The organism is Kordiimonas aestuarii (assembly GCF_025574465.1).
GTDB lineage: Bacteria > Pseudomonadota > Alphaproteobacteria > Sphingomonadales > Kordiimonadaceae > Kordiimonas > Kordiimonas aestuarii.
In genome coordinates, this window is sequence record NZ_JAOBPP010000021.1 from 657,880 (window position 1) to 679,669 (window position 21,790).

Consider the following 21,790-nt stretch of genomic DNA (forward strand, 5'->3'; position numbering starts at 1 on the left):
ATATCAATAGCTTGTGTGAAATATACTATTTTTTCGCAGTATATTCTTGTGAATTTTATGGAAGTTTTGCGTATAGGTTTGCATTTCTGTGCTACTACCTATGAGAGATTACGTTGATTTGTCTTAACTTTCCCCGTTTACGCCAATCCAAGGCATTTCTGCTTCGCTGAATTTTGCTGTTGGGTGTTGTGTGAAAATAACCAAAAAAGCCAACTTTCTCGCAGCCCTGCTTGAGAGAGAAAGCCCAGTTTTACTAGGTAAGAACAAAACGTTGATCTTTCTTGGGTTGTATTGAACTCAACTCTATCGCAGTGTGAAAACCACCAATCCCAGCGTGGCAATAATGTAAAGTTCCCTTGATGCCGGATACCCCAAAACCCTCAAATCTTCTTGATGCATGGTTGGCGATTGAGGCGTTGCAGCCGCAAACCTTTGTCAAACAGGAAGCCCTACTGAAAGATGAAGTTCCCCGCCGCGGCCGCCAGAAGCCAGCAAAGGTGCCAGCGCGCCTGCGCGTGGAATTCGATATTTCGTCAGGTGTTATGCCGTGGGATACAACGGTCGGTGATCGGCAATCCATCGGGCTGGCTGATGATGACAAAATCAGATGGTACCTACCGATAGCATTTATCCGGATGAAACCAGCCACAGAGATGCTGGTTGCGGGCTTTGAGCCAGAGGGGCCTGAGCGTGAGGTTGCGTCTGGCGTATCCATTTTGGCCATGGTGCCTTTCGATGAGAAAGGGTTTCCCGTGACGTCAGGACTGATCCTCTCGAGCTTCGGCTGGGCTTGCGGGATGGTTCTGGCGGGAAGTCTCGACGAACTGCATCGTTACAACGAGGTAGAAGAAGAGCTCCGCCGGGAAATTGCCGACACTCTCGTTGAAACAGCAGAAGATGGCCTCCAGATTCCGACAAGTGTGAAGGCCTTTACGAGATGCATGGCAAAAGCCATGGAAGTCTTGAGGCTACCAAAAGACATTCTTGAGCGTCCAAGGGTTGCGATCCGTGTAATTGGAGATACAGAAAGGGACCCTGTCGACATCATCAACAGTTTTTACCTCCGAGACCTTTATCGAGTGAAGGCAGCAACCGCAGATGATTGCATGGGCGCAGCGCTACAAGCGTATCTGGCGCAGGCGTTGCCCTCCGCCAAAAAAGATGTCTTGAACGATCAGACTGTTCTCGAAGAATTGCTTGCCCCACGAAACTTTCCTTTGGCGCGTTGGCCAGCACCGATGCCTACAAAGCTGGTAACATTGCAACAGGCTGCTGTGAACGCGGCAACAAAAGATCTGGCCGACGGCGGCCTTCTGGCTGTCAATGGGCCGCCGGGAACAGGCAAAACCACTCTGCTTCGGGATATCGTGGCAGCAGTGATCTGTGAACGGGCTGACCGGATGGCGGAGTTCAGCAACCCTGAAAGAGCCTTTGAAGAAAAGGATATCGTGGCCGATGGTGGTTATCGCTCGCGGGTCAGTGCTCTGGATCCGCGGCTTCGTGGGTTTGGAATGGTTGTGGCTTCATCAAACAACGGGGCAGTTCGAAATGTCAGCGCCGAACTGCCGCGCGCTGATGCAGTTTCCCGTGACTTAGGTTTGAAGTTTTTCTCGGGCACCGCCGACAATATTCACGGCAGACGTGACAGTTGCTGGGGGCTAATCGCGGCAGTTCTCGGTAACCAGAAAAACCGCTCAGATTTCATTGAAGAGGCTTGGTGGCATTCAGATTGGGGCCTTGAAAAATACCTGCGAGCTATCACTCGTGGACGCTCACAGAAAGAAGGGGAAGACTCGCCTGCCATCGTTGCGGCAGAAGACCCGCCTGCCAATAAGCGCGCGGCAATGGAACGATGGAAGCGGGCCCGCCTGGAATACCGAGAGAGCCGAACCAACGTTGGTTTGATGATCAGAGTGCGGGAACAGTTCCGCATTGCATTATCCTCGAGCGCGGAGGCACATCAGGCAGCCTCAAGTGCGCAATCCGACTGGGAGGCAGCATCTCTTCGCTCCGAGGCTGCCAAAGCCACCTACAGCGCGGCGGAGCGAGCGTTGGTCGCTGCAGGTCAAGCATTGGAAGACGCCCGACTAATGCTTGATGGTCACACGGCCCTCAAGCCGCACGCCTTTTTCCAGTTGCTGGGTATGGGCCGCAAATGGCGCCTGATCCAGGAACAAAAACTGGAGCAGATGGGCGTCGCTGTCTCTGACCGCAAGAACGCGGAAGTTGAACGACTGGCTGCCGAGGAAAGAGCGCGTCAGGCAGAAGCCGATGCACAGGCGGCGGCATCAGTTCTGGAGAAAAGACAGACGGAACTGAAGGCGCTTCAGGAGGTCGAGGCGGAAGCTCAGATCGAATGCTCAGGTGTCCATATTGGATCTGAATTCTGGAATGGAAGTCATGAGGAAATCCACGTGGCTAGCCCTTGGATGGACGACAAGCTCATCGCTGCGCGCGATCGCATGTTTGTGGCGGCAATCAACCTTCACCGCGCCTTTATCGATGCAGCGGCCTGGCCATTGAAGTCTAACCTGGGCTTGATCATGCAACACATAAAAGGTCGGCGTATTCCCTCCGGCGCCGACGCTTACCTTGGTGATCTCTGGGACACTTTTTTTCTCATGGTCCCGTTAATTTCTACCACCTTCGCATCTGTAGATCGGCTGCTCGATGGGCTAGGCCAGGAAGCCATTGGATGGTTGATTGTCGACGAGGCGGGACAGGCTACACCACAGTCCGGAGTTGGTGCTGTGTGGCGATCGCGGCGCGCATTGATCATCGGAGACCCTCTGCAGATCGAGCCGGTTGCGACAGCGCCAACCGGTCTCGTTCGCGCGATTTGCACCAGTCGAGATGTTCACCCGGATATCTGGTCGGCCCCTAAGGCTTCTGTTCAAACACTGGCCGACGCAGCGAGCCACTTGGTGGCTGCTTTGGGCGAAGGCATGACCACAAGGGAGATCGGTTTGCCGCTCCTTGTTCATCGGCGATGCCAGGATCCGATGTTCTCTATCTCAAACGAAATTGCTTACGGCGGGTTGATGGTTCATGCGCCGGGGGACCCATATTCTGCTATAGGCGAAGCGCTCCAAACTTGGTTTCCCGGCAGCGCATGGATCGATGTGCGTTCGAGTTCTGAGAAATGGAGCCCAAAGGAGGGCGAGGCCGTCGTAACTCTAATGAACAAGCTTGCTGAACAGGGCATCTCCAAACCCAGCCTCTATATTATCTCGCCCTTTCGCGAAGTGGCGGACAAACTGCGGGCTTATATCCTTAAAAGTGGGGTGCTGGGCCCACTGGGCATTGATAGCCGGAGCCAGAAAAAGTGGGCGGAGGATCATGTCGGGACAGTACATACCTTCCAGGGCAAGGAAGCAGAGGCGGTGTTCCTGGTACTTGGTGCTTCGGCGGAGGAAAAGCGAGGTTCTCGGAACTGGGCGGGTGGAACACCAAATATTCTGAATGTCGCGGCCACTCGAGCAAAGAAGGTTATATATGTCATTGGGCATTACCAGCATTGGTCACGTGCAGGTGTTTTTGCCTCGGCCGCGACGAACCTGGATATTGTCAGATGGCCTTTGAGTGAAGAAATAGCTACAGAGTGATACCAGAGGGATTGAAAGCATGGTGAAGCTTGTAAAACTGACATTCGCACTCTCGGTGCTTTATTGCCTCACGTCATTTGGACTCCTGGGTCTCATGGTGCAGACCTATAAACTAGTGGGTATATCTGGGATGCGCCGATGATGAACTCTCCGCTGAACCCTAAGTAAACGAAGGGCGCCACTATATCTCCCGCCGTTGAGCATGGTGTGTTAGGAACCCAAGGACTGTCGTGCTCAGTGAGTTGGAAAATACACTGAATGCGTCTTTAGGAGGGTTGGTGCAAGACTAGCTTACGGCAGAAGTATCCCGTGACTTCGTCGGTGCTCGCTTATACCAGAGTTTGTCAATTTACTTAAAATTAAACCTATAAGTTGCAATTGTGGTTGTGCTGGATAGCATCTGTTCATCAGGCACATATTTTGAAGAGATGCTGTAATGAAAACATTCCAGCGCACAACAGGCTTTACTTCAGAAAGCATAGGGCGCGGCCCCAAGGCCGTCATGTGGTCCGTGGCGATATGCTTTTGGTCGGCCACCGTGGCTCCTGCCGCAACGGCCTGCGACCTCATCGGCGCGGATGAGAGCTCACCCGCCCAGGGGTCAGATAACACGCCGAACAAGTTTGAACTGCAACAAACCTATGACGGTTATGGTGGTGGTCCCTTCTGTAGCGAGATCGCCCGCGGGCTCGAAGCGCTTCAACTCACCAAACTGAACTTCTGCGGTGTAGCGGTTCCTCCCGGCTCCGAGGATTTTTCATTTCCCGAATGGCAATCCCTTGAGCCGTCTGAACACATGGAGCTGATGCGAACGGCTGTTCTCTGGAACAGCCTGGATATCAACACCGCCGATCCGGACCGACAACTGAAGTTTACGGAACTGAATGAGATCATCAGGTCTGGCCAGATTCCGCCGGAGATAAGGGCCCGCCTCATGGACGGGATTGCGGAGGAACTTGACGCACGGCTTCTCAAGGCTGAACTGGCTGTCGCACACATTGACCTCAACGGCGATGGCCTGCCCGACACGCTCTACCGCATGACACCGCTTTATCGTGTGAGTCACTATAAAAAAACCGAAACAGGCGAACGACAAAAGGTACTGTCCTCGCTTTCGCATTCATTCGCCAGACCATGCACGAATATAGGCCTCCCCGGCCCAGACCGTCCCTATATGTATTATTACGAACCTACGATCGCGCCAGGCCTTTTCGATAACTTGGTTGCGGGACAAGGTCACCGCTCCAGCAAGAACATTTTCTTCTGGCAACAGACGCTCCACATGTCCTCCGATAACGGTACCGGATACTCGCGCATTAGGTTCGATCGCGGCGGCGGCACAAAACCGCTGTGCGCGTTCCACCTCTTCCCCAAGCAATAACCACAGGCAGCAAAGGATATCAGGCAATGATCAACTGGCGCACATCCACAGGTACAACCAATTGGGGCATTGAAAACAATCATGGAGAGTATAATGAGTTTGCAACCAATTTAATCGGTCAACTTGAAGGCAAAGTATCGAACCTATATCTGGATACTGACGGCATACCCACAATCGGAATTGGCTTCAACCTGCGAGCATCCGCAATACGCGAACTGGTATTTAATGCGCTTGCGCTACGCGACGTGATTGAGGAAGACCGGAACTTTGCAACTCAGATCAAGAACATCTTGGAGGGTAATGTCAGCCTTACCGACGTAAATAATCTGATGGCTGACGCGCTTGACGCAGGTGACGCCAATCGGGATACATTTACCCTCACCCAAGCCGAGATAACCAACCTGTTCCCTCAAGTTGTCGATGAGCAGGACTTTGAAAATAATATCGATACCTTTTTTGCGAATATCCCTGTTTCTGACGAACGCGCTGCGCTTCTATCGCTAACCTACAATCAGTCGACAGCAAGCCCACTTCTCGGCCCTTCACTGGAAGCTGCTCTTAACGATTCAGACCGTGCAGAGGCGTGGTACGAGATTCGCTACCGCTCGAACGGTGACGAGGTTGCTGGCAAACGCCGGTATGTCGAGAGCGAAGTTTTCGGCTTGTTCGATGATGACACCGCTGATGTCACATCTGTTGGCGAAGCATTGCTGGCATTCCGCGTCGCCACGAAACATGAACAGTGGATAAAAGACTATGAGGCAGCATACGGCGAAAACGTAATGCTGAATGCAAACCAGGACCTCGCCGCTATCGGCCGCGATCAAGGTGTCGATGAACTTGAAGATGTACTTGAGGACCGCAAGGTCTTCGATTTATTGAAAACGGAGTTCACAGAGCTCGAAACTTCAGACAGCGCCGATTTAGCGACCGCCGGCTATACTGGAAGCCTTACGCAAGAGGTGGACTGGGTATGGGTCGCCGCACCAGAACAAGGCCCCCAACGACCAGGCAGCAGTGCTGAAGTGGATGCTCATACAGTAGACCGAACTTCTACCACTCAGAATGACCTGATTTTTGGCAATATTGATCAGCGTCACGGCAGCACAGCCACAAACGTCGGAGGGGATGACACGTTACTCGGAGGCGCAGGCAACGATTTCCTGATTGGAGGTGACGGTAATGACTCGATGGACGGAGGCGCCGGGGAGGACAGCGTTTCATACAAGAAAAGCAATAGCGGTGTGTCAGTCGATTTGGCAGGCGGCACCGCTAGCGGCGATATCGCACAAGGGGACACCCTTGCAGCTATCGAAAATGTTATAGGGAGCGACTATAACGATACGCTCACAGGCAACGCAGGGGCCAATGTCCTGATCGGCGGGATGGGCGCGGACTCTCTCTCAGGCGGCACGGGCAACGACACGCTGTTGGGTGGGAATGGCGACGACACCTTGGATGGCGGAGACGGCGAGGATTACCTTTTTGGTGGGGCTGGAAATGACCAGTTATTACTCAATGGTTCGGCTTGTACTGTCGACGGCGGCGACGGCGAAGACATTCTTATCATCTATGATACTGACCAAGACGCTGTGGTGAACGTTAGCGGCATCGAACATATCATCATCCTGCCACGGGACGATGCATTAGAACTCGTCGGATTGGACGATGTTAGCGATACTTCCATATACGTAACCCGTGATCCTGAAGCGACCAGTCTGCAAGCCAGTACCGAACTCATGCCTTTGATTGGCGGAATGGCCATGGCATTCAGCCCGTGGGACGACGAGTACCTCCCGATATCGAGCGCAATGCGTTTCGCACCAAATGATTTAACGTTCTTCGATCTGGTTCTTCCCAGCATCAATCTTTGGGAACATGATGGAGGCGACCCCTATTACAATGACCCTGGGCGCTATTGGGCAAACGCGGATCTCGCTTACTACGAGGGGCCGGGACCAGAAGTTTATGTTGGCTGGTCTATTCCAGGAAGTTCTCCGTTTGATCCAGTCGAGGTCTATCTGGACCTGACAATTACAGGTTTCACGAATGGCGATTTCGGCATCACCCTAGACGACTATGGCCAACAGGCAACTTATGACAACTATACGGACAGCGAGGAAATAGCGGCCTACATTTCGAATTTTAATGCGAAGATCGGTGCCTTTAATGCGGGCAGCCAGCCGGTCGAATTTGGGGAGCTACTGGGTATTGCGCCCCAGGCGGCACCCCAGTCCATGGGCGAAGACCTATGGATGTTTGCTAGCCTCGGGGACGAGGCAGCAGATAACGCAAGGCCAACCATGGTTTTTCTGCCGGAGGATCATGTGTTCGACCAGCACGCCCAATACTGGCAAGAAATTACGTTCGAAAACGCCTATGCCTAAACACACTTCGTTTAATGCCATGCATCTGGTTTCGTTTTCAACGATTTCAGTTGCAATACCAGCCTCCGTGTTAGCAGGAGGCTAGTGGGAAACCGCTAACTTAAAAATATCAACTGACAAACAAGCCGGAATTATAAATGCATATCCCATAGTCCGTGCTTGTTCTATGGCCTTCCTGTTCCTTCAGGACCGCGATTATCTGCTTTTCGCTGAACCGACTGAGTTTCATTGGGTCCGTCTCCTCATTGAGCCGGACTCTACATCAGTTTGAGAACATTCTAGGGGAGCATGTCAATTTGGCTAGAACGCGTCAGGATGGGCAACGTTATCCCGTCGCCAAGCGTCTTTGAACTATAGGAGGCTTTGAACGGTTTTCGCAAAGTATTTTGTGACCCAAGCGTCAAAGCTTGGGTCACGGTCTAGCAACCCAGTATTTAAATATCGCTGATATTGTGGAAATAATCTCTTGGTAAAAATTGCTGTGCTAAAATCAGCAACTTGCCTGAGGTACTTCGTGTAGAAGCGTCTATCAACTTCGGGGGTACATACCTCATGTGCTATGATCATTCCCAGAAATTCACATACGTCAGCCCAATATGAATGAGGAAAGTTCAGCTCTATATCTTTATGTAGCTCAAGAAAAACTATATTGGGAAGTTTCCGACTCAGAAAACGGGCAACGAGATAGCGATGCTCTCGCTCATGAGAAAATAAGTAGGCCTTGCAGTTGCCATAGTATCTTATAGTCAATAAGCCGCTGTCTACCAATGGTAAACATATTTCATCTTCTGGTATTTTACTAGATGGATAGAAATAGTTTTCGTTACTACAGAATTTTTCCCATGCAAGGTGTTCGAGATTAAGGAACAGATTATTCTTAGCAACAGTACTACATAAACTTTCATAAATTGATAGCGAAGAGGGAGGCAGCTGCTGATGTTCTTTAATGTAACGGGCTAGCAATTGGACCGTTTCCGGCAGTGCGGTAATGTCGGCAAGATATTTAGCACGCTCCACGGCCTCGATAAATTCCGTGGGTAGAATTTGGGAGATCTGTTCCTTCCCGAAGGGCTTGAGTGTAATAGAGGCTATATCAAGATCATCCCATTTCGGCTTTGTCTGTGAGGTTAAGATTATCTTGTTCTTTGAAGACATTCTACGAATGAATTCTTTAGTGTTTTCAGGAGTTGGATCTTCATTAAGGCCATCCATTAAAAGTAGAAAGCGCCCTTGTGCAAGAATGTCGTTTGCCTGCTCGAGGTCTTCTGTACGTGTTATGATTAGGGGCAAGTGGCCAATGTGATTCATCAAGGCACAAATTTCTCTGTCAGGCGGAAGTGAATTTCCCAGTGATATTAGAAATGGCGTGTAGCCTGCTTCTAAGGAGGCTAAAGTGAGATTTTCTAGAAGCGCCGTTTTCCCAAGGCCAGATACGCCTTGAACACACCATATAGCTTGCCGGTCGCAGGTTTTTACGTAGTCCAATAAGGACAGGCAGGTGAGGCAGGGTTGCTCGTTAGCTGGCTTCTTAGGCCCAGTTGCGATCAATATGTCAGGTGTAATGTATGTTTTTTCTTGCCATTTTTTAAGAGCGGCGCTTTGTGGCAGATTCTTGCGATAATCTGATAGCAAAGCACGTCTGACACTGGGTATAAAATGAATTAGCGGATCAATTATTACCCATTTTCCAAAGAATAGACTAACAAGTTTGGCGCCAGTCTTATGCAGAATTATATAGCGAGCCCACGCATAGCGCGTCGCCATGAATACCAAAACGGTGTTGAGAGCTAGTAGGGTTATAGTTGTATAAAGTGAGAATGATATCACCTGCCCTATGAGGCTAGGCTCGCTGAGTGGATTTGAGGTGAAATGCTTGATAAATTTGAACCTCTCCACTGCACCCATCGGGCCAACCAAGTTGGCTGTAACCAATAGTTGCAGCTTGCGTTTTGGGTTTAGTAACGACTTTGATGGGTCCTTAAAGTGTAGTTCAAATAGGCGAGAGGAGGTACCTTGAGGGGCAATACTGCGATAGCTATCGCTTTGAACTAGGATCTGACCATAAACTTGTGGATCCCATATCTCAACCTTGGGCGTGCCAATCACATCATGCGCGAATTCTAGCAAAAATGTTCCGCTGAGTTCGGATATCTCATCGTTTGAAGTCGATCTCAAACTTGGAGCAGACACCATTGTGGAGGTTATCTTTAGTACTTCACCCTTGGAGCCTAACGCCCAACCCTCTGTCTCGCTTTGATTCATTTTCAAGTCAAAGAAGCAGAGATCGTAGTATGCTGAGGAAAGATTATAGATGGTCAACTGGTCTGACTCACCGTTCTTAAACATGAAATTATCAGCTACCCATTTATGGTCTGAGTAATGTAATAATTGCCCGCCACAGCCGACACCCCAAATTTCTGTCTCCGCTTGGTTTAGCCAACCAGCAGTTATTTGCAGATATTGGTATGGGTACTCAACTTCATTTCGCTGTTCCCATCGCTTACCATCGTAATAAAAGAGTGAATTTCCAATAGACCAACCTTCGGAGCCATCTGGCGTAAAGATGACATTTCCTAACGATATACGTTGCGAGAGATCCGAGTTTGTATACTTAGTCCACTGATTACCCGAAAAGTGCAAAACCTCCGGGTTGAAGTCGCCGGTTATACTGTCTTGAAGAAACCCGAATGCCCAACCTGTAGAGCCTAATTCACTTAACCATATATCTGTCAAAGTTGAGTTGGTGACACTGGAGGCCGTTTCGTCTCGTGCCCAACTCCCATTGTTGTACCGCAAGAAAACACCGTTTTCCCCTGTCGCCCAACCGAAAGTCCCTTGCTCATCCAACCACAGGTCTAAAAGATTGCTCTCAGTTAGTAAGGAAGCTGAATCAGCTTCTGACCATACCCCATCAGAAAAATGTAGTATTGTGCCTTTATTCCCAATAGCCCAACCTAGTGAGCCGTGCTTGCTAATCCAAAGCTTATTGAGAGAAACCTTGGTAAGTTGGGAAGCTTCTAAATCTTCTGTCCACTTACCATCCTCGAGCCTCAATATAGTCCCGAGGTCGGCCACGGCCCAGCCTTGCTTGCCTTCCCGGTCTAGCCAGGCACTGTTGATGTCGTTTGGTGGTAGTCCTTGTGTTAAAAAGTCATTCGACCACTCATCGTTTTTAAATTTGAAGATTGCTCCTTCGGCACCGACCGCCCATCCTTCATTGAAACTGGAGCTAAAAGCCAAGTCAAATATCGCGTATGGCGTTTCAAAATAGGTAGACCACTTTTCGCCATTAAAATACAAAATCACCCCATTTGGGGCAGATGGAAATGGGTGGTAGTCAGCAGATTTTGGGTTAGTTGTGTGGTTGGCTGATGCCCAAGCCCGTTCGCCCGTTTCATCGACCCACACTGAGGTAAAGGAGTAGGTCATGTACATCGGGGAGGCGGTCCAATCAATCGATCCTTCATTGAAGGCAATGATCAAACCCTCTTCTGTTACTATCCATCCTTTCGAGCCACTTGGGTCCATTGCTATATCTTTTAGGTTTACATCAGTATCGCTCGATATACTAAGGTTGGCTGTCCAATCTTCCCCGTTAAACTGTAAGAGTGTTCCGGAGTCACCGACAGCCCATCCTTGGGTGCCTTTTTCATTTAGCCATATAGCGTTGAGGTTGAAGCCCATTCGTCCGCTTATGGGTTGATATTCTCGCCAGGTTTGTCCAGTCAGATGAAGAACTAGGCCATTAGAACCAACAGCCCAACCTTCAGTGCCGTCCGCGTTTAGCCAAACATCATTTGGAATTCTTTCGTATGAGATAGGTGGTATAAATCTCCATGCTTTGCCATCGAACCTAAGCACCTCTCCATTGTGAAGAAAAGCCCAACCAGCTTTCCCGGATTCACTCAGGCACATTGTTGATATGGATGAACTTGCCAGTCCATCACGATGCTGCTGTTGCTCCCACATCTTACCGTCGTAGTGCAAAATATTTGACCCACTACTCATGGCCCAGCCATCAGTCCCACTAGAGTTTAACCAAATGGCGGTTAAGGCTTCTGGCAATGTCCCGGAAGAGGGGTGATGGCGCGAAAAGTGAAGAAATCGCTTCGGCGAAGAAGAGGCAATTTCTAAAAAGTCCTCCGCAGCAGCTGCCCCATGGTCGGGCAAAGCTAACGCAATCTGGATAGCGGCTAGTAGGCAAAGCTTTAGCGATAGATACTGGCTTCGCACAGGAGAAGGTCCTTAAATTCAGAACGCCTTACTTTCCAGAACTCACATGATATTTGGGTTACCATAACTAAGTTAAATAATAGATGACTCTAGATATAATATGTCCGTCGACAGAACATTCGAGACAAGTTACCTCCATTGATCATGAGGATTGGTCTCAGATTTGTGTTTTAGCTTAGGCAGCTTGCATTTGGTGAAGCAAGCGCTTTTTACCTGATGGTGTCTTCTTTGATTTTTCTCCTCTTATTCAGAATGGCTTGTCCCCTATAGCCACCGTCGAGTTGCTAGGCACCATAATACTCTCATATTTCTAAGAACAACGCCTAGTATTAAAACAACAACCTTATAATTTTCTTCTGATGGCAAAACAATGAGGCATATGGCGGTCCTTGTCCTCGTCGTGTAAATGGGTGCAGCAAGCTTAAATAGCTAAGTGCTAGCAGGGTCTCACGGGCGCGATTCAAACAATCCACGAGCAAGTTCAAGTGTCCAATTAATACAAAACACTTCGTTGTATTTTTATGCTCGCGGCGTAGCCGACATCTGTTTATTTATCTCGCTAGCTCAGGTGCCGTGCGGCGGTCACTCCATCCGCGGTTCTAGCGTCGGGCAAAAGATTCTCTCAATTCTCAAGGCCAGTCTCTGTTCCAGATCATCCGAAAATGACTGCATACAGGCTTTGAGCGAGTTAGTGCTAGTTAACCGAATACCCGGCGCGCCAGTAACGTCTAAGGCGTTATGGGAACGCTCTACATAGCTACCCAAGATCGAAATGGGATTTGTGCCATAAGTTCCAATGGAATTCGCCGCTTCGTACACGGAAGCACCATATATATTGACTGTATTTATCTGGCTTGAGATTTGGCCTTCAGTTTCATCACAAAGATTCACAGAGATTGTAACATGCCCCGTCCAGCCCCCGGCGCCGCCCTCTGGCGAGAAGCCTGGATTTAAGGTTACATCCCTCCCGCCTATAATGACGCTCAAATCGGCAGGATGGTGTTTTTGCAGATGAGCCTTCCAAGTATGCCTTTTCACTGCCCCGGGGCAGTCGAACCAATAACCAAGCAACTGGCCAGATGCAACAAACTGCTCTCCTCTGTCCATTTCGAGTATTATTACTTCGTTCCGTGGATAGGTTGGTGGTTGGCGGTCGATGCAGCGCTCGAAAGTTGCGTACGGATTGGACGTTGCGTCTGCTGGTGTCTCTGCCGCTGGGCTGCAGACGGCGGGCACGGTCTGTCGGTCTTCGGCACCGGCTGGTACACTGAGGTAACATATCCCAAGTCCCAGTATGGCTGAAAGTAGATAACCTGCGTTAGAACGATGTACGGTGGGTACCAATCTAGAAGCGTGGGTCATTGAATTTGCCTTTCAGTTCCCTTTATTTGAAATCGCTGACGATAGCATCCAGAACTGGTCGAGTGATCTGTGCGTATGATCGCTAAAACGAAAATTTCCCATTTCAAGATGGTACGCTGTTGGCAGTCCAACCCAACAAGAGTCCGAGTCTGATTGAACTTCCAGCGGTTTACATTCGGTCCAAAGCTTAACCTTCCAATCAAACTTTCTAACCATCGCTTCATCGGTCGTGATCGTGTCAAGCCAGTCAGGAAGCAGCGATTTTAGCTGTGACTCTGGATGGCCAGTTTGAGGCACATATACGGCCCAGCGATAGAGTTGGGTGGGCTTCCCAAGTTCATTCAGGCGTCTGGCCACCAGAAATCGACCAAAATTTTCGCGGAGGATGTTGTTCTTGGTCAGCAGATAGCGAGCAAGACCCTTTGCTTTGGACTCAGTTTCGAGCTTGCAGGCGGTCTCCAGCCTTTGGAGCAATGCCACGTCGCACTGCGGCCCCGTGTCTTCGTTAAGGGCACGGTACAGGAAGGGCAGCAGTAGATCGCCATCGGCTAGCACTGCCTGGCCTAAACCGATCTGAGTTGCGAACAAGGCAGCATCGATCATGTCCGTCAGCTTTTCTTTTGTCGGATCAATTTTTTCGGCGTCCTGATAATCAGGCTTCACAATCCCGATATACTCTCGAAGCAAGGTCTCAACCTCTAAGGCCGTACCAGTAGCGAACTGGAGATAAGCTAGGTCGACTGGACGCCGGGCTTCCTGCATGAGCGTGCGCACGCGAGCATCACGCTCTCTGCGCTTCCGGCTATTGTGTTTTGGAGGACCGGATGCCTCGACATTGAAGTCTAGTTGGGCGCCGTTGTCGGTCAGCCAGCGATACTTTTCTTCGAGAGTGGTGAACGACGCCGCAGGGTAGCCTAGGGCCATAACCAGTTTTACGAAGAAGCGCTCTTGCTTTCTCCACTGTCTGAGAATGATGTCACGGTTGCAGTCCGTTTCGAACTGAACGATATAGATGAGGCAATAAGAATCTGTGAGGCTTTCCATCACCTCCCGAGCCTTCGAACTCATATGGCCCTGCGGACGTTCTTGGAGTTCAAGTTCAGCCCAGTCTGGGCCTCTTAGCGCGACGGATAGGCCTGTGGATTCGCTGGCGACTTGGAAGATGCGCCCAATCACATCAAGGCACTCATCGATTCTTCTGCGGGAAATCTTCTTTTTAATAAGGTGCTCCCGAAAAATATCGATATTTAAATCTTTCTCACTCGCCGATGTGTTTTTGCTGGCCAGCTCCCGCCTTCGGTCAGACACCTCCATTTCGATCTCGGCGCCTGTCCGGACGATCGCTATACAATTGCCAAAGCCGACTTTTTGCTGATCTCGAATATCTTTGTGAATAAGGGCCAACATTTGTTCCAGAGCGTTGAACCGTTCATCGACGTCAACCCGGAACGCGGCAAGCATGACCTTGAGTTCGTCCAGTCGGCCCAGAATTTCCTCTTGGTTCTCTAGGACTTTATCGAGCTTCTCATCGATCTTATCGAGCTTTTCGCTTAGAGCTCTCAAAGCTGCCAGCATTGCGGTGTTTTCGGACGAACCACCACCGAGCCCCCCGCCACTGAACAAGCTCGAGCCCATGCTAATCGCGTTTAGCGCCATGACTGGATTTACACCGCCGGAGAAAGCCAAACCTACGACATTGGCCAGCTCAATCCCTCTGTTGACTTGTGAAACCTGATGCATGACATCATCTGAAATCGGGACGCCCTCACCCTTTAAAATAGTCAACATGGCGCTGGTTTGGGCAGCTAAGTCGGTGGCTTTGGAGAAGACTTGGTGATTGCTTTTCAGTATCTGCTCGAAAGATTCGCTATTGTCAATTAAGGCCTTACCAACGTCCACAACCCGCCCCAATGCTGTCGCCTCGTATTGAATGAATGTCTCAAGGAGTTGCTCTTGAAGGTCGTGAGCCGTGATCTCTGATGCAAGTGCATCGGTGAAAAGGCTCACAAGATCGCCACGGGCAATATGATCCAGGAATGCGAGTTGGCCGTCGGCAGTCAAGCTGTGAAGGAGCTTATTGGCCTTCTTGTCCTTCATTAGGCTCTCAAGTGCGCCGATCTTGAGCCCATTCAATGCGGCTTCGTCGACAATCTTCATCAGGTTGCGTACTGACGCGTCCTCCATGTTTAACTCACTGGATTCAGGATCGCTGAGTTTACTTACGACTGTAGCACAGGCCTCTCCGTGTCCTTTAATCCGACAGGCGCGCGCCAGATCAGCCAACAGACTAACACTTGCGCCGCCCAGCCTGGTGCTGAGGGTAATCGCCGACCGCATGCCGCCCCCAGGCAATTCCTCAAGTGTGGGCCGTTCATAAAAGTCGCGGACTAGTACCGTTGCCAGCGGCTGCGATTCGATCCCGTCCCTGGCGGTTGTCTTAGCACCCCCGAGCATTTTTTTGAGCGGTCCGGGCGCGTCAGGCGGATTAGAGTCATCCCATTCGAGAGGTGGGCAGCCCTTTGGATTGGTCAGGGAGGGGTCGACTGGCTGAATCTCGTAATAGCGATTCAGAAATTTCTTCTGAGGATCTGCTACATGTTCCCCGAACCGTTCCATACCACCGAATATACTCTTATATTCAGCCGTACTGGAACGGCCAGGGACGTGAAAGAGCAATTCAAAATGGACGTGGACCTCAACCATGCGGCAGTACGTCGGGTTCTTTGCACCTCCTTTAACCGAACGTCTCACGTTACCGGTAGGGTTGGCAAACATGGTAAAACCGTCAACTTCTCCCTTGAACTCCGGTCCAAAAAAAATGCCATATCCGACTTCATTCCCGGCAGCAATCCGATCACCGACCTTCCAGACTTTGGTCTGATAACCATTCGAGCCTTGGATAACCGCAAGATGTGTGTAGGCGGTGTAGCAGCCGTTTTGATGATCTATAAGCACCAAGTTGCCGTAGCTACTCTTCACGCCGGGAGCTCCATTATACCGGGCATAGGCAATCCTACCGTCTGCGACGGCTCGCACTGCGTAAGCTCCTTGATCCCGGTACATGGCCCGCCAAAATAGGTCCACGCCAGTGTGCGGCTTCCCGTTTCTTGATGTGCCAAATTCTCCGACTTCACCACGAATAGCCACAAAGCGATCTGATTTTTTTTCGACATGCAGAGGACCGATTGGTGGAGACTGGTAAGAGAGCCAGTCTTCGCAGGCTTCTTTCATATTATGACTGGGTTGGCCTTGCATACCCATGCAAAGCAACGCAGCGGAAATTAAGGCACTGAATTTCATAAAGCAGTCCCCCGTTGTTGGTCGTTGTGGCAATGGCCTCCCAACGGCCGCAGTTGCTTACTCCTCGATACGAACGATTATTCTCTGAAGTCGACGATCAGCCCTGCCTACGGATGTTCAGAGCTCGAGACATTATAAGCCTGTCCCAACTGCATGAACTCCCCAGATGACATACTCGGAGACACTCTGGTGGCCGTCATCTTGAGTGCGCCCCTTAATAGCAACAAAGTTTTTCTACTAGAAGGAGTGCATGGCGGTGCTCCGCAAAACAATTATGCCACTTAAGCTGTTATTTTTCTATTTAATTGTGTTCCTTTGCTACTATTGGTGAGGACGTCGCTTTGGTAATCCAAGGGGCTCGTCCTAGGTGATAAACGGAGCGACAGCCCAGGTTGTCCGCCGTGCAACGTGTCGGCAGTTTCAGCAAGATGCTTCCATGAGGGGATACAGTTTGGCAAAGGGATGTGTTTGGCAGTGACCAGTCAAAGGATGCGCTTAAGAATAGGCTTGGCCGCCAAACCTATTCTCCACAAAAGTTCGTTGATACAGGTTCACAAAAACTCAACGACTTAAGAAAGGCAACAAGATCTATAATTTCTTCATCTGACAGAGTGATCGGTTCAAGAGCTTCGTCAGACCAGGCAAGAAGGCGCCCGTAGAATTCCTGTCGTGCACCAGAATTCATGTTTTGCGTTTGCTGTAGCACCAATGGATCAAGGTGCGCCGCAATTACTTCTTGCAAAAGTGGAAGCGAGCCGGAGTGAGTATAGGGCGCTGTGTGTTGGACGTTATACAGGGGAGGCGTTCGGAACTTATACCTATCGGCTGGTGCAAAGGTGACGTTGTATCGTCCATAGTCTACGCCGAACCCGTTCTTACCAAACCCTAACTGAGGCGTTGGTATCGCATGGAAATCTAGATCTGAAAAGAAGGGGCCGTTGTGGCACATTGAACACTGGCCTTTTCCGTAGAAAATAAGGCCGCCAGCAATTGCATCTTCTGAAAGCTCTCCCTGCCCGAATACAAAACGATGGAAGTCTGTTTCTCGAATGCGGAATTCCGCCCTGATAAAGGCAGCAATTGCCATGGCGGCGTCTTCAAAGCTCAGCTCTTCTGGGTCCTTGTTCAGGCTGTGGGCTAACTCTTTTGCAACGGATTTGTCCTCCCGAATTCTCCCTGCCAAAAGTTGGTAGATTGCCTCGGCACTCTCGGTAGTCTCTGTTTCATAAGCCAGGACGTCAGCCTGTAGATCATCGAGCATTTCTCTGAACTCGACGGGTGGCAAGTGAACGGCAACAACTAACGGATCGTCAGATGGAGACACAGTGCCAAACTGACTGACAATGACGCCCGACGATGTCTTTCTCTCAACTTTGCCATCCCAAAAGAATGTATCGAAGCCAACACTACCGCGCCCCCACAATGGCAATGTGTTTCTGGGAACAATAGCTCCCCCGCTCGTCAGCCGAGAAATGCCTTCCCCTTGGCCCCTGACGCCAATAGCATTGGGCAGTCCATCGGCCGATGAAAACTGCGGAAGATGGCAACTGCGGCAGGAAACTTTCGAATTCAGGCTGAGATACTCTGCTTCAAACAGTTTTTGACCAGCCGCAGCGAGTCCGGGATCGACCGCTGGCGTGAGAGCTTCTACTGGGGTGAGCCCTGACTCGATTGCGCGGTCCTTTAATATGCGCTCCCGGAGTGTGTCCTGGCTTGCATGGTTGTCGTATGAACAGAACACGACCAACGAGGCTATAACTCTGACCCTAGTACCGAAATTCATGTTCTTTCACCACATCAAGAAGGTCCTGGCCCCGTTCCTCGAAGGCGACAAGGCGCATGCGTGATAGGTCTTCCGCATTGAGCCCGAACTGCATCAGTCGCTTTTGATAGAGGTCGTAGTCTTGACAGCTCAATAGGCCGACCTCTGCAGCGCGCAGCTTCTCGAGTTTCTGATCGGACGCATTTTCAGCAAAAGCGAGTTTGGCAACCAAGTGAGTGCGCATGGAGTGATCGCAATCATACATAAGCTTTGAGTATGTATCTTGCGTAACGCCACTCAGCAGTATTCGGTAGGCTGGCTGCACGCCCACACCAAGGGCAATGCCAAGCGCCAGAAATGCAGCAGCGGCAGACTTAGGATGCGCGGATACGAAGTGCATCTAGTGTCCTGCTATCAAGTATACCTGACGGTATGATGTCAAAATCCTCTTGGAACTGCTTAATGGCTGCCTGTGTTTGGACTCCCAACACCCCGTCGATGACTCCCTTGTAGTAGCCATACAAAAACAGGACGACCTGGACTTCTTGTACAATGTGCCTAAATTTTGCGGAGTTGCCGGGTAGTTGCTTAAGATATCCTCCTTTGTCGAATATCAGGGACAGCCGGATGTCCATGGCGCGTAGCAGCTTTTCCGTTATACGCCCCGTAACTGGCAAGCCGTGGGCTTTTTCAAATTTGCCAATTGCTGCCTGCGTTTCTGGACCAGGAAGCCCGTCTATATCTCCGGTGTAGAACTTATCCACCCAAAGCCGGGCCTGAACCTTTTGCACTACTTCGATATGGTCTTCGAAATCCTGCTTTTCCTGTCTTAAGGCCACGTAGGGAGAGGAAGGCAGTACCGATTGGTCCGGCGTGCTATTCTCATTTCGGGAAGGCGCTGCAGGTGGCGTATAGACGGGCCTAGATCCGCCAGAACTCGACCGATGTGACCGGTGGCTAGAATGCGAACGGTGACTGGAATGAGACCGGTGCATGGCCAGAGTATAAACATGGTCCAGCCGCATGACGTCTGCCAGAACTGGCTCCTGATCTTGGCCTGATGGATCTTCCAGCAGAAGGGCTTGTGGGGCGTCTGTCGATGCTGTATGTGTGCCAATCGTACCGATACCTAGCATAGCCCAGGTTTTTCTGTAGCGTGTGGATTTCATATCGCTCGGATCTCCTGATAGGTGTGATCGTCCGGGTGCCATTCAAAAAAGCCGCAGCAGTCATTTTTCAAAGTGCAGAGATCACAGGCTTTGGCAAATCGGTTCTTCCAATCTGATATTGATCTGGCGGCATAGCCCCGGAATGATGAGGGCACAGTACAAAGCGGAAAATTATACAAGGCAACGTCCTGTCCGTACGTTTGTACATGTAATATCGCCTCCTTGATGGGGTCAAAGTCGACAGAATTGTCGAAGAAAAGGTCCCGCCAAGCCCGGCGGGCAAATCCCGTTGCTTCCAGTTGCATGATAGCCCACACGTCGATAAATGGCAGGTGGCCTACCACGAACCGCGCAAGGTTGGGCAACACGCCGCCATTATGTTTGGTCAAAACAGTGCGAAGTTCGATTGCTGCACCGGCGGCTCCCAAGAGCTCAAATGACGCCATCAGCCGGGCGAAAGCGCCTGATTTGGCAACTATCTTGTCATGGAGCTCTGGATCAGGTGCGTATAGTGGAATTCCCCAAACGACGTTTCGTAGTTGAGCCAGTGTGGCGGTGTCGGACGGCTCAAAATGTTGGCCGTTCGTTAAGACGTGGAATTTTAGGCTGGGCCTGTGTGACTGCATGGCAAGCAAGAGTTCGAAGAGCTGTTGCTTATACAAGGTTGGCTCGCCACCGGATAAACCGATGGTGCTGTTTGCTGGTGCGAGAGAACAGGCCTGCAGAAAATACTCAAACTGATCGACATGCGTTTTCTTTGGCGGCTGCGAACACATGATGCACAACTGGTCGCAACGTTCGGTTATAAGGAGTGTGTTATGTTGAGATCCAGCTCTGATCCACCGATGAACGGTCTTTGAAGACGGAGAAACCAGTACGACATCGCCTAACATGTCTTCGCCTGACTGTTGTCGAATGACAAATTGATGCTCCCTATAGCGATATATGGACAACGCACTATCCTGCGCGACCAAAGCCGCATCAAAATCGCTCAACTGCTCATGGTTAGGGCCAGCCAGACGCACCACGAAATCCGGTACATAAGGGTCGATTCCTTCAAGTGGGAGCTGCAATTCAATCATGGTGTACCTTCAGGAACGTATCCGGTATTGCCGGCAGGCCGAGCCAAAGCGCGAGCGTATACGCTTGTTCAGCAGTTGGCTGCGCCAACATCTCGAAAAGGAAGTCGAAGATCATGGTCTGTTGCTGGCAAAAATATTGATCGTGACGAGGCTGGTCTGTGCGGCCGTAGCGAGAAATGCTGTCGATGGGATCGCTGCCGCAAAACGGCTGATACGCACAGTGAATGCAATCGGGGTCGAAGTCATTGAGAGCCAGTTCCGACAGAGCGAGCACTTTCGATCCGTCCAACCCGGAGTGAACATCCCCAATCGACATGTCTACATCGCCAGTCCGATCAATCATCCGAGCCTCGTCTGATGGAAAAAGGCGGCCGTCATGATCGATGACAAAATAATCCAAACCCAGCGGGTTTGGATTCCGCAGATCGGCATGGCCGTTGGCGCGTGGACGGAAAATGCGGCGCAGGCAATGCGCCATGTAGAATTCTTCCAGCGCTTTACCTTCGTGAAAATTTCGCTCGATCATGCGCCTGACGACGGCGAGGTAATAGTCGAACCATCGCTCCTGACCTGTGCGAGCGGCGTCATGTTTTTTGCGGGCAAATCCCTGGAAGTTGATGGGCCGGAGATAGATAGAGTTCATCCCCAATGCGAGATATTCATCTATCAACGTATCCGGATCAGGAGGCGAATTGGCATCAATAGTTGGCAATGCTGAAACGCGGGATTGGCCGAAATTTTCAATCACATCTTTGATGTTTTTGAGCGTACGGGCCGTTGCTTCAGCGGATCCCGTGCGTTGCACTGTGTGCTTCTTCTCTGAGCCATCGAATGAAGTGCTGATATAGACATTGCCTCGGCCTAAGAGCGTTCTCAAATCTGATGAAAGCTCGCCAAGGTTCGTGCAGATGACCGCCTCTACGTTCCGACCGGTTTTTTCAACTGAATCTATAACGCGTTTAATCAGGTCGAGGCGAAGTGTGGGTTCTCCTCCCTGAAATTCTAGCTTCACTGTCGGGGCACCGGTAGTGCAAATCAACTTGATCGCATCATCGGCAATCTGGTCCGTCCAGTCGAAACCTCGCGCGTTCTCCGCGACCCGGGAAACCTGGCAATAACTGCAAGCTAGATTGCACCGAAGCGTAGGTACGAGAATGAAATAGTCTATCGTGTTTGGCAAATGATGGCGCTGGGCAAAGCGATATGCATTTGCCACTGACGGCTGGCCAGTGTTTGAGCATCCCGCAAACCCCTCTGCGCGGAGAAAATCCACATCATTTTCGTTCAAGTTCTGAAAGACGTAGCGGTTCAGAAAGCTTTGACTGGCTAGGAAGCTTTGCCCACCGTCGTCGACAAAGATCAGGTCCCTATCGCCGCGGCTCGTATCTTTGAAACGCAGCGGTATCACCGGCGTTTTCCATATAGATGTTGAATAAGTGTCGCCCGCTGATCCTCATATCGTAGCCGTATCATCTCGCGATACAGGAGGTAATTTACCTCTTTCGCAAT

The 21,790-nt window shown here is 50.6% G+C and carries 10 protein-coding genes; 3 read left to right on the forward strand and 7 right to left on the reverse strand.

Features of this window, described 5'->3' with window-relative positions; genetic code table 11:
- Window positions 1-359: 359 nt before the first annotated feature.
- The 3 genes from OEU85_RS15685 (at window position 360) to OEU85_RS15695 (ending at window position 7,373) form a co-directional block, all read left to right on the forward strand.
- Window positions 360-3,605, forward strand: a complete 3,246-nt coding sequence (locus OEU85_RS15685) for a DEAD/DEAH box helicase (protein ID WP_262692460.1) — start codon at window positions 360-362, stop codon at window positions 3,603-3,605.
- Window positions 3,606-4,041: 436 nt separating this feature from the next.
- Window positions 4,042-4,986, forward strand: coding sequence for a hypothetical protein (locus tag OEU85_RS15690; RefSeq protein WP_262692461.1), 945 nt, complete (start codon window positions 4,042-4,044; stop codon window positions 4,984-4,986).
- A 26-nt stretch (window positions 4,987-5,012) separates the two neighbouring features.
- The gene (locus tag OEU85_RS15695) at window positions 5,013-7,373 is read left to right on the forward strand and encodes a hypothetical protein (RefSeq protein WP_317277433.1); all 2,361 of its coding nucleotides are present in this window, start codon (window positions 5,013-5,015) and stop codon (window positions 7,371-7,373) included.
- Window positions 7,374-7,724: 351 nt separating this feature from the next.
- Here the strand turns inward: OEU85_RS15695 and OEU85_RS15700 are convergent, their stop codons facing one another.
- The 7 genes from OEU85_RS15700 to hxsB all read right to left on the reverse strand — a co-directional run bounded on the left by OEU85_RS15700 (window position 7,725) and on the right by hxsB (window position 21,689).
- Window positions 7,725-11,606, reverse strand: coding sequence for a hypothetical protein (locus OEU85_RS15700; protein ID WP_262692462.1), 3,882 nt, complete (start codon window positions 11,604-11,606; stop codon window positions 7,725-7,727).
- A gap of 1,374 nt (window positions 11,607-12,980) precedes the next feature.
- Window positions 12,981-16,268, reverse strand: coding sequence for a M23 family metallopeptidase (locus OEU85_RS15705; protein WP_262692463.1), 3,288 nt, complete (start codon window positions 16,266-16,268; stop codon window positions 12,981-12,983).
- Between the two features lie 520 nt (window positions 16,269-16,788).
- On the reverse strand, window positions 16,789-18,051 hold the full coding sequence (locus tag OEU85_RS15710; RefSeq protein ID WP_262692464.1) for a His-Xaa-Ser system-associated MauG-like protein: 1,263 nt from the start codon (window positions 18,049-18,051) through the stop codon (window positions 16,789-16,791).
- A complete protein-coding gene (locus OEU85_RS15715; RefSeq protein WP_262692465.1) occupies window positions 18,035-18,430 on the reverse strand; it encodes a TIGR03982 family His-Xaa-Ser system protein in 396 nt (131 codons plus the stop codon). The genes OEU85_RS15710 and OEU85_RS15715 overlap by 17 nt, the downstream gene beginning before the upstream one ends.
- Complete coding sequence (locus tag OEU85_RS15720) at window positions 18,405-19,199, reverse strand: peptidoglycan-binding protein (protein WP_262692466.1); 795 nt, start codon at window positions 19,197-19,199, stop codon at window positions 18,405-18,407. Before OEU85_RS15720 ends, OEU85_RS15715 begins: the two co-directional genes overlap by 26 nt.
- Window positions 19,196-20,281, reverse strand: coding sequence for a His-Xaa-Ser system radical SAM maturase HxsC (hxsC, locus tag OEU85_RS15725; RefSeq protein WP_262692467.1), 1,086 nt, complete (start codon window positions 20,279-20,281; stop codon window positions 19,196-19,198). The genes OEU85_RS15720 and hxsC overlap by 4 nt, the downstream gene beginning before the upstream one ends.
- Window positions 20,274-21,689 (reverse strand): His-Xaa-Ser system radical SAM maturase HxsB, encoded by a 1,416-nt coding sequence (gene hxsB / locus OEU85_RS15730; RefSeq protein WP_262692469.1) that lies wholly within the window; start codon window positions 21,687-21,689, stop codon window positions 20,274-20,276. Before hxsB ends, hxsC begins: the two co-directional genes overlap by 8 nt.
- Window positions 21,690-21,790 lie beyond the last annotated feature (101 nt).

Excerpts from the sequence above, each read along its gene's own strand:
- OEU85_RS15685 (WP_262692460.1), top strand. The coding sequence starts at position 360 with ATGCCGGATACCCCAAAACCCTCAAATCTTCTTGATGCATGGTTGGCG.
- OEU85_RS15715 (WP_262692465.1), bottom strand. The coding sequence starts at position 18,430 with ATGCACTTCGTATCCGCGCATCCTAAGTCTGCCGCTGCTGCATTTCTG.
- hxsC (WP_262692467.1), bottom strand. The coding sequence starts at position 20,281 with ATGATTGAATTGCAGCTCCCACTTGAAGGAATCGACCCTTATGTACCG.
- OEU85_RS15720 (WP_262692466.1), bottom strand. The coding sequence starts at position 19,199 with ATGAAATCCACACGCTACAGAAAAACCTGGGCTATGCTAGGTATCGGT.
- OEU85_RS15710 (WP_262692464.1), bottom strand. The coding sequence starts at position 18,051 with ATGAATTTCGGTACTAGGGTCAGAGTTATAGCCTCGTTGGTCGTGTTC.
- OEU85_RS15690 (WP_262692461.1), top strand. The coding sequence starts at position 4,042 with ATGAAAACATTCCAGCGCACAACAGGCTTTACTTCAGAAAGCATAGGG.
- OEU85_RS15695 (WP_317277433.1), top strand. The coding sequence starts at position 5,013 with ATGATCAACTGGCGCACATCCACAGGTACAACCAATTGGGGCATTGAA.
- OEU85_RS15705 (WP_262692463.1), bottom strand. The coding sequence starts at position 16,268 with ATGAAATTCAGTGCCTTAATTTCCGCTGCGTTGCTTTGCATGGGTATG.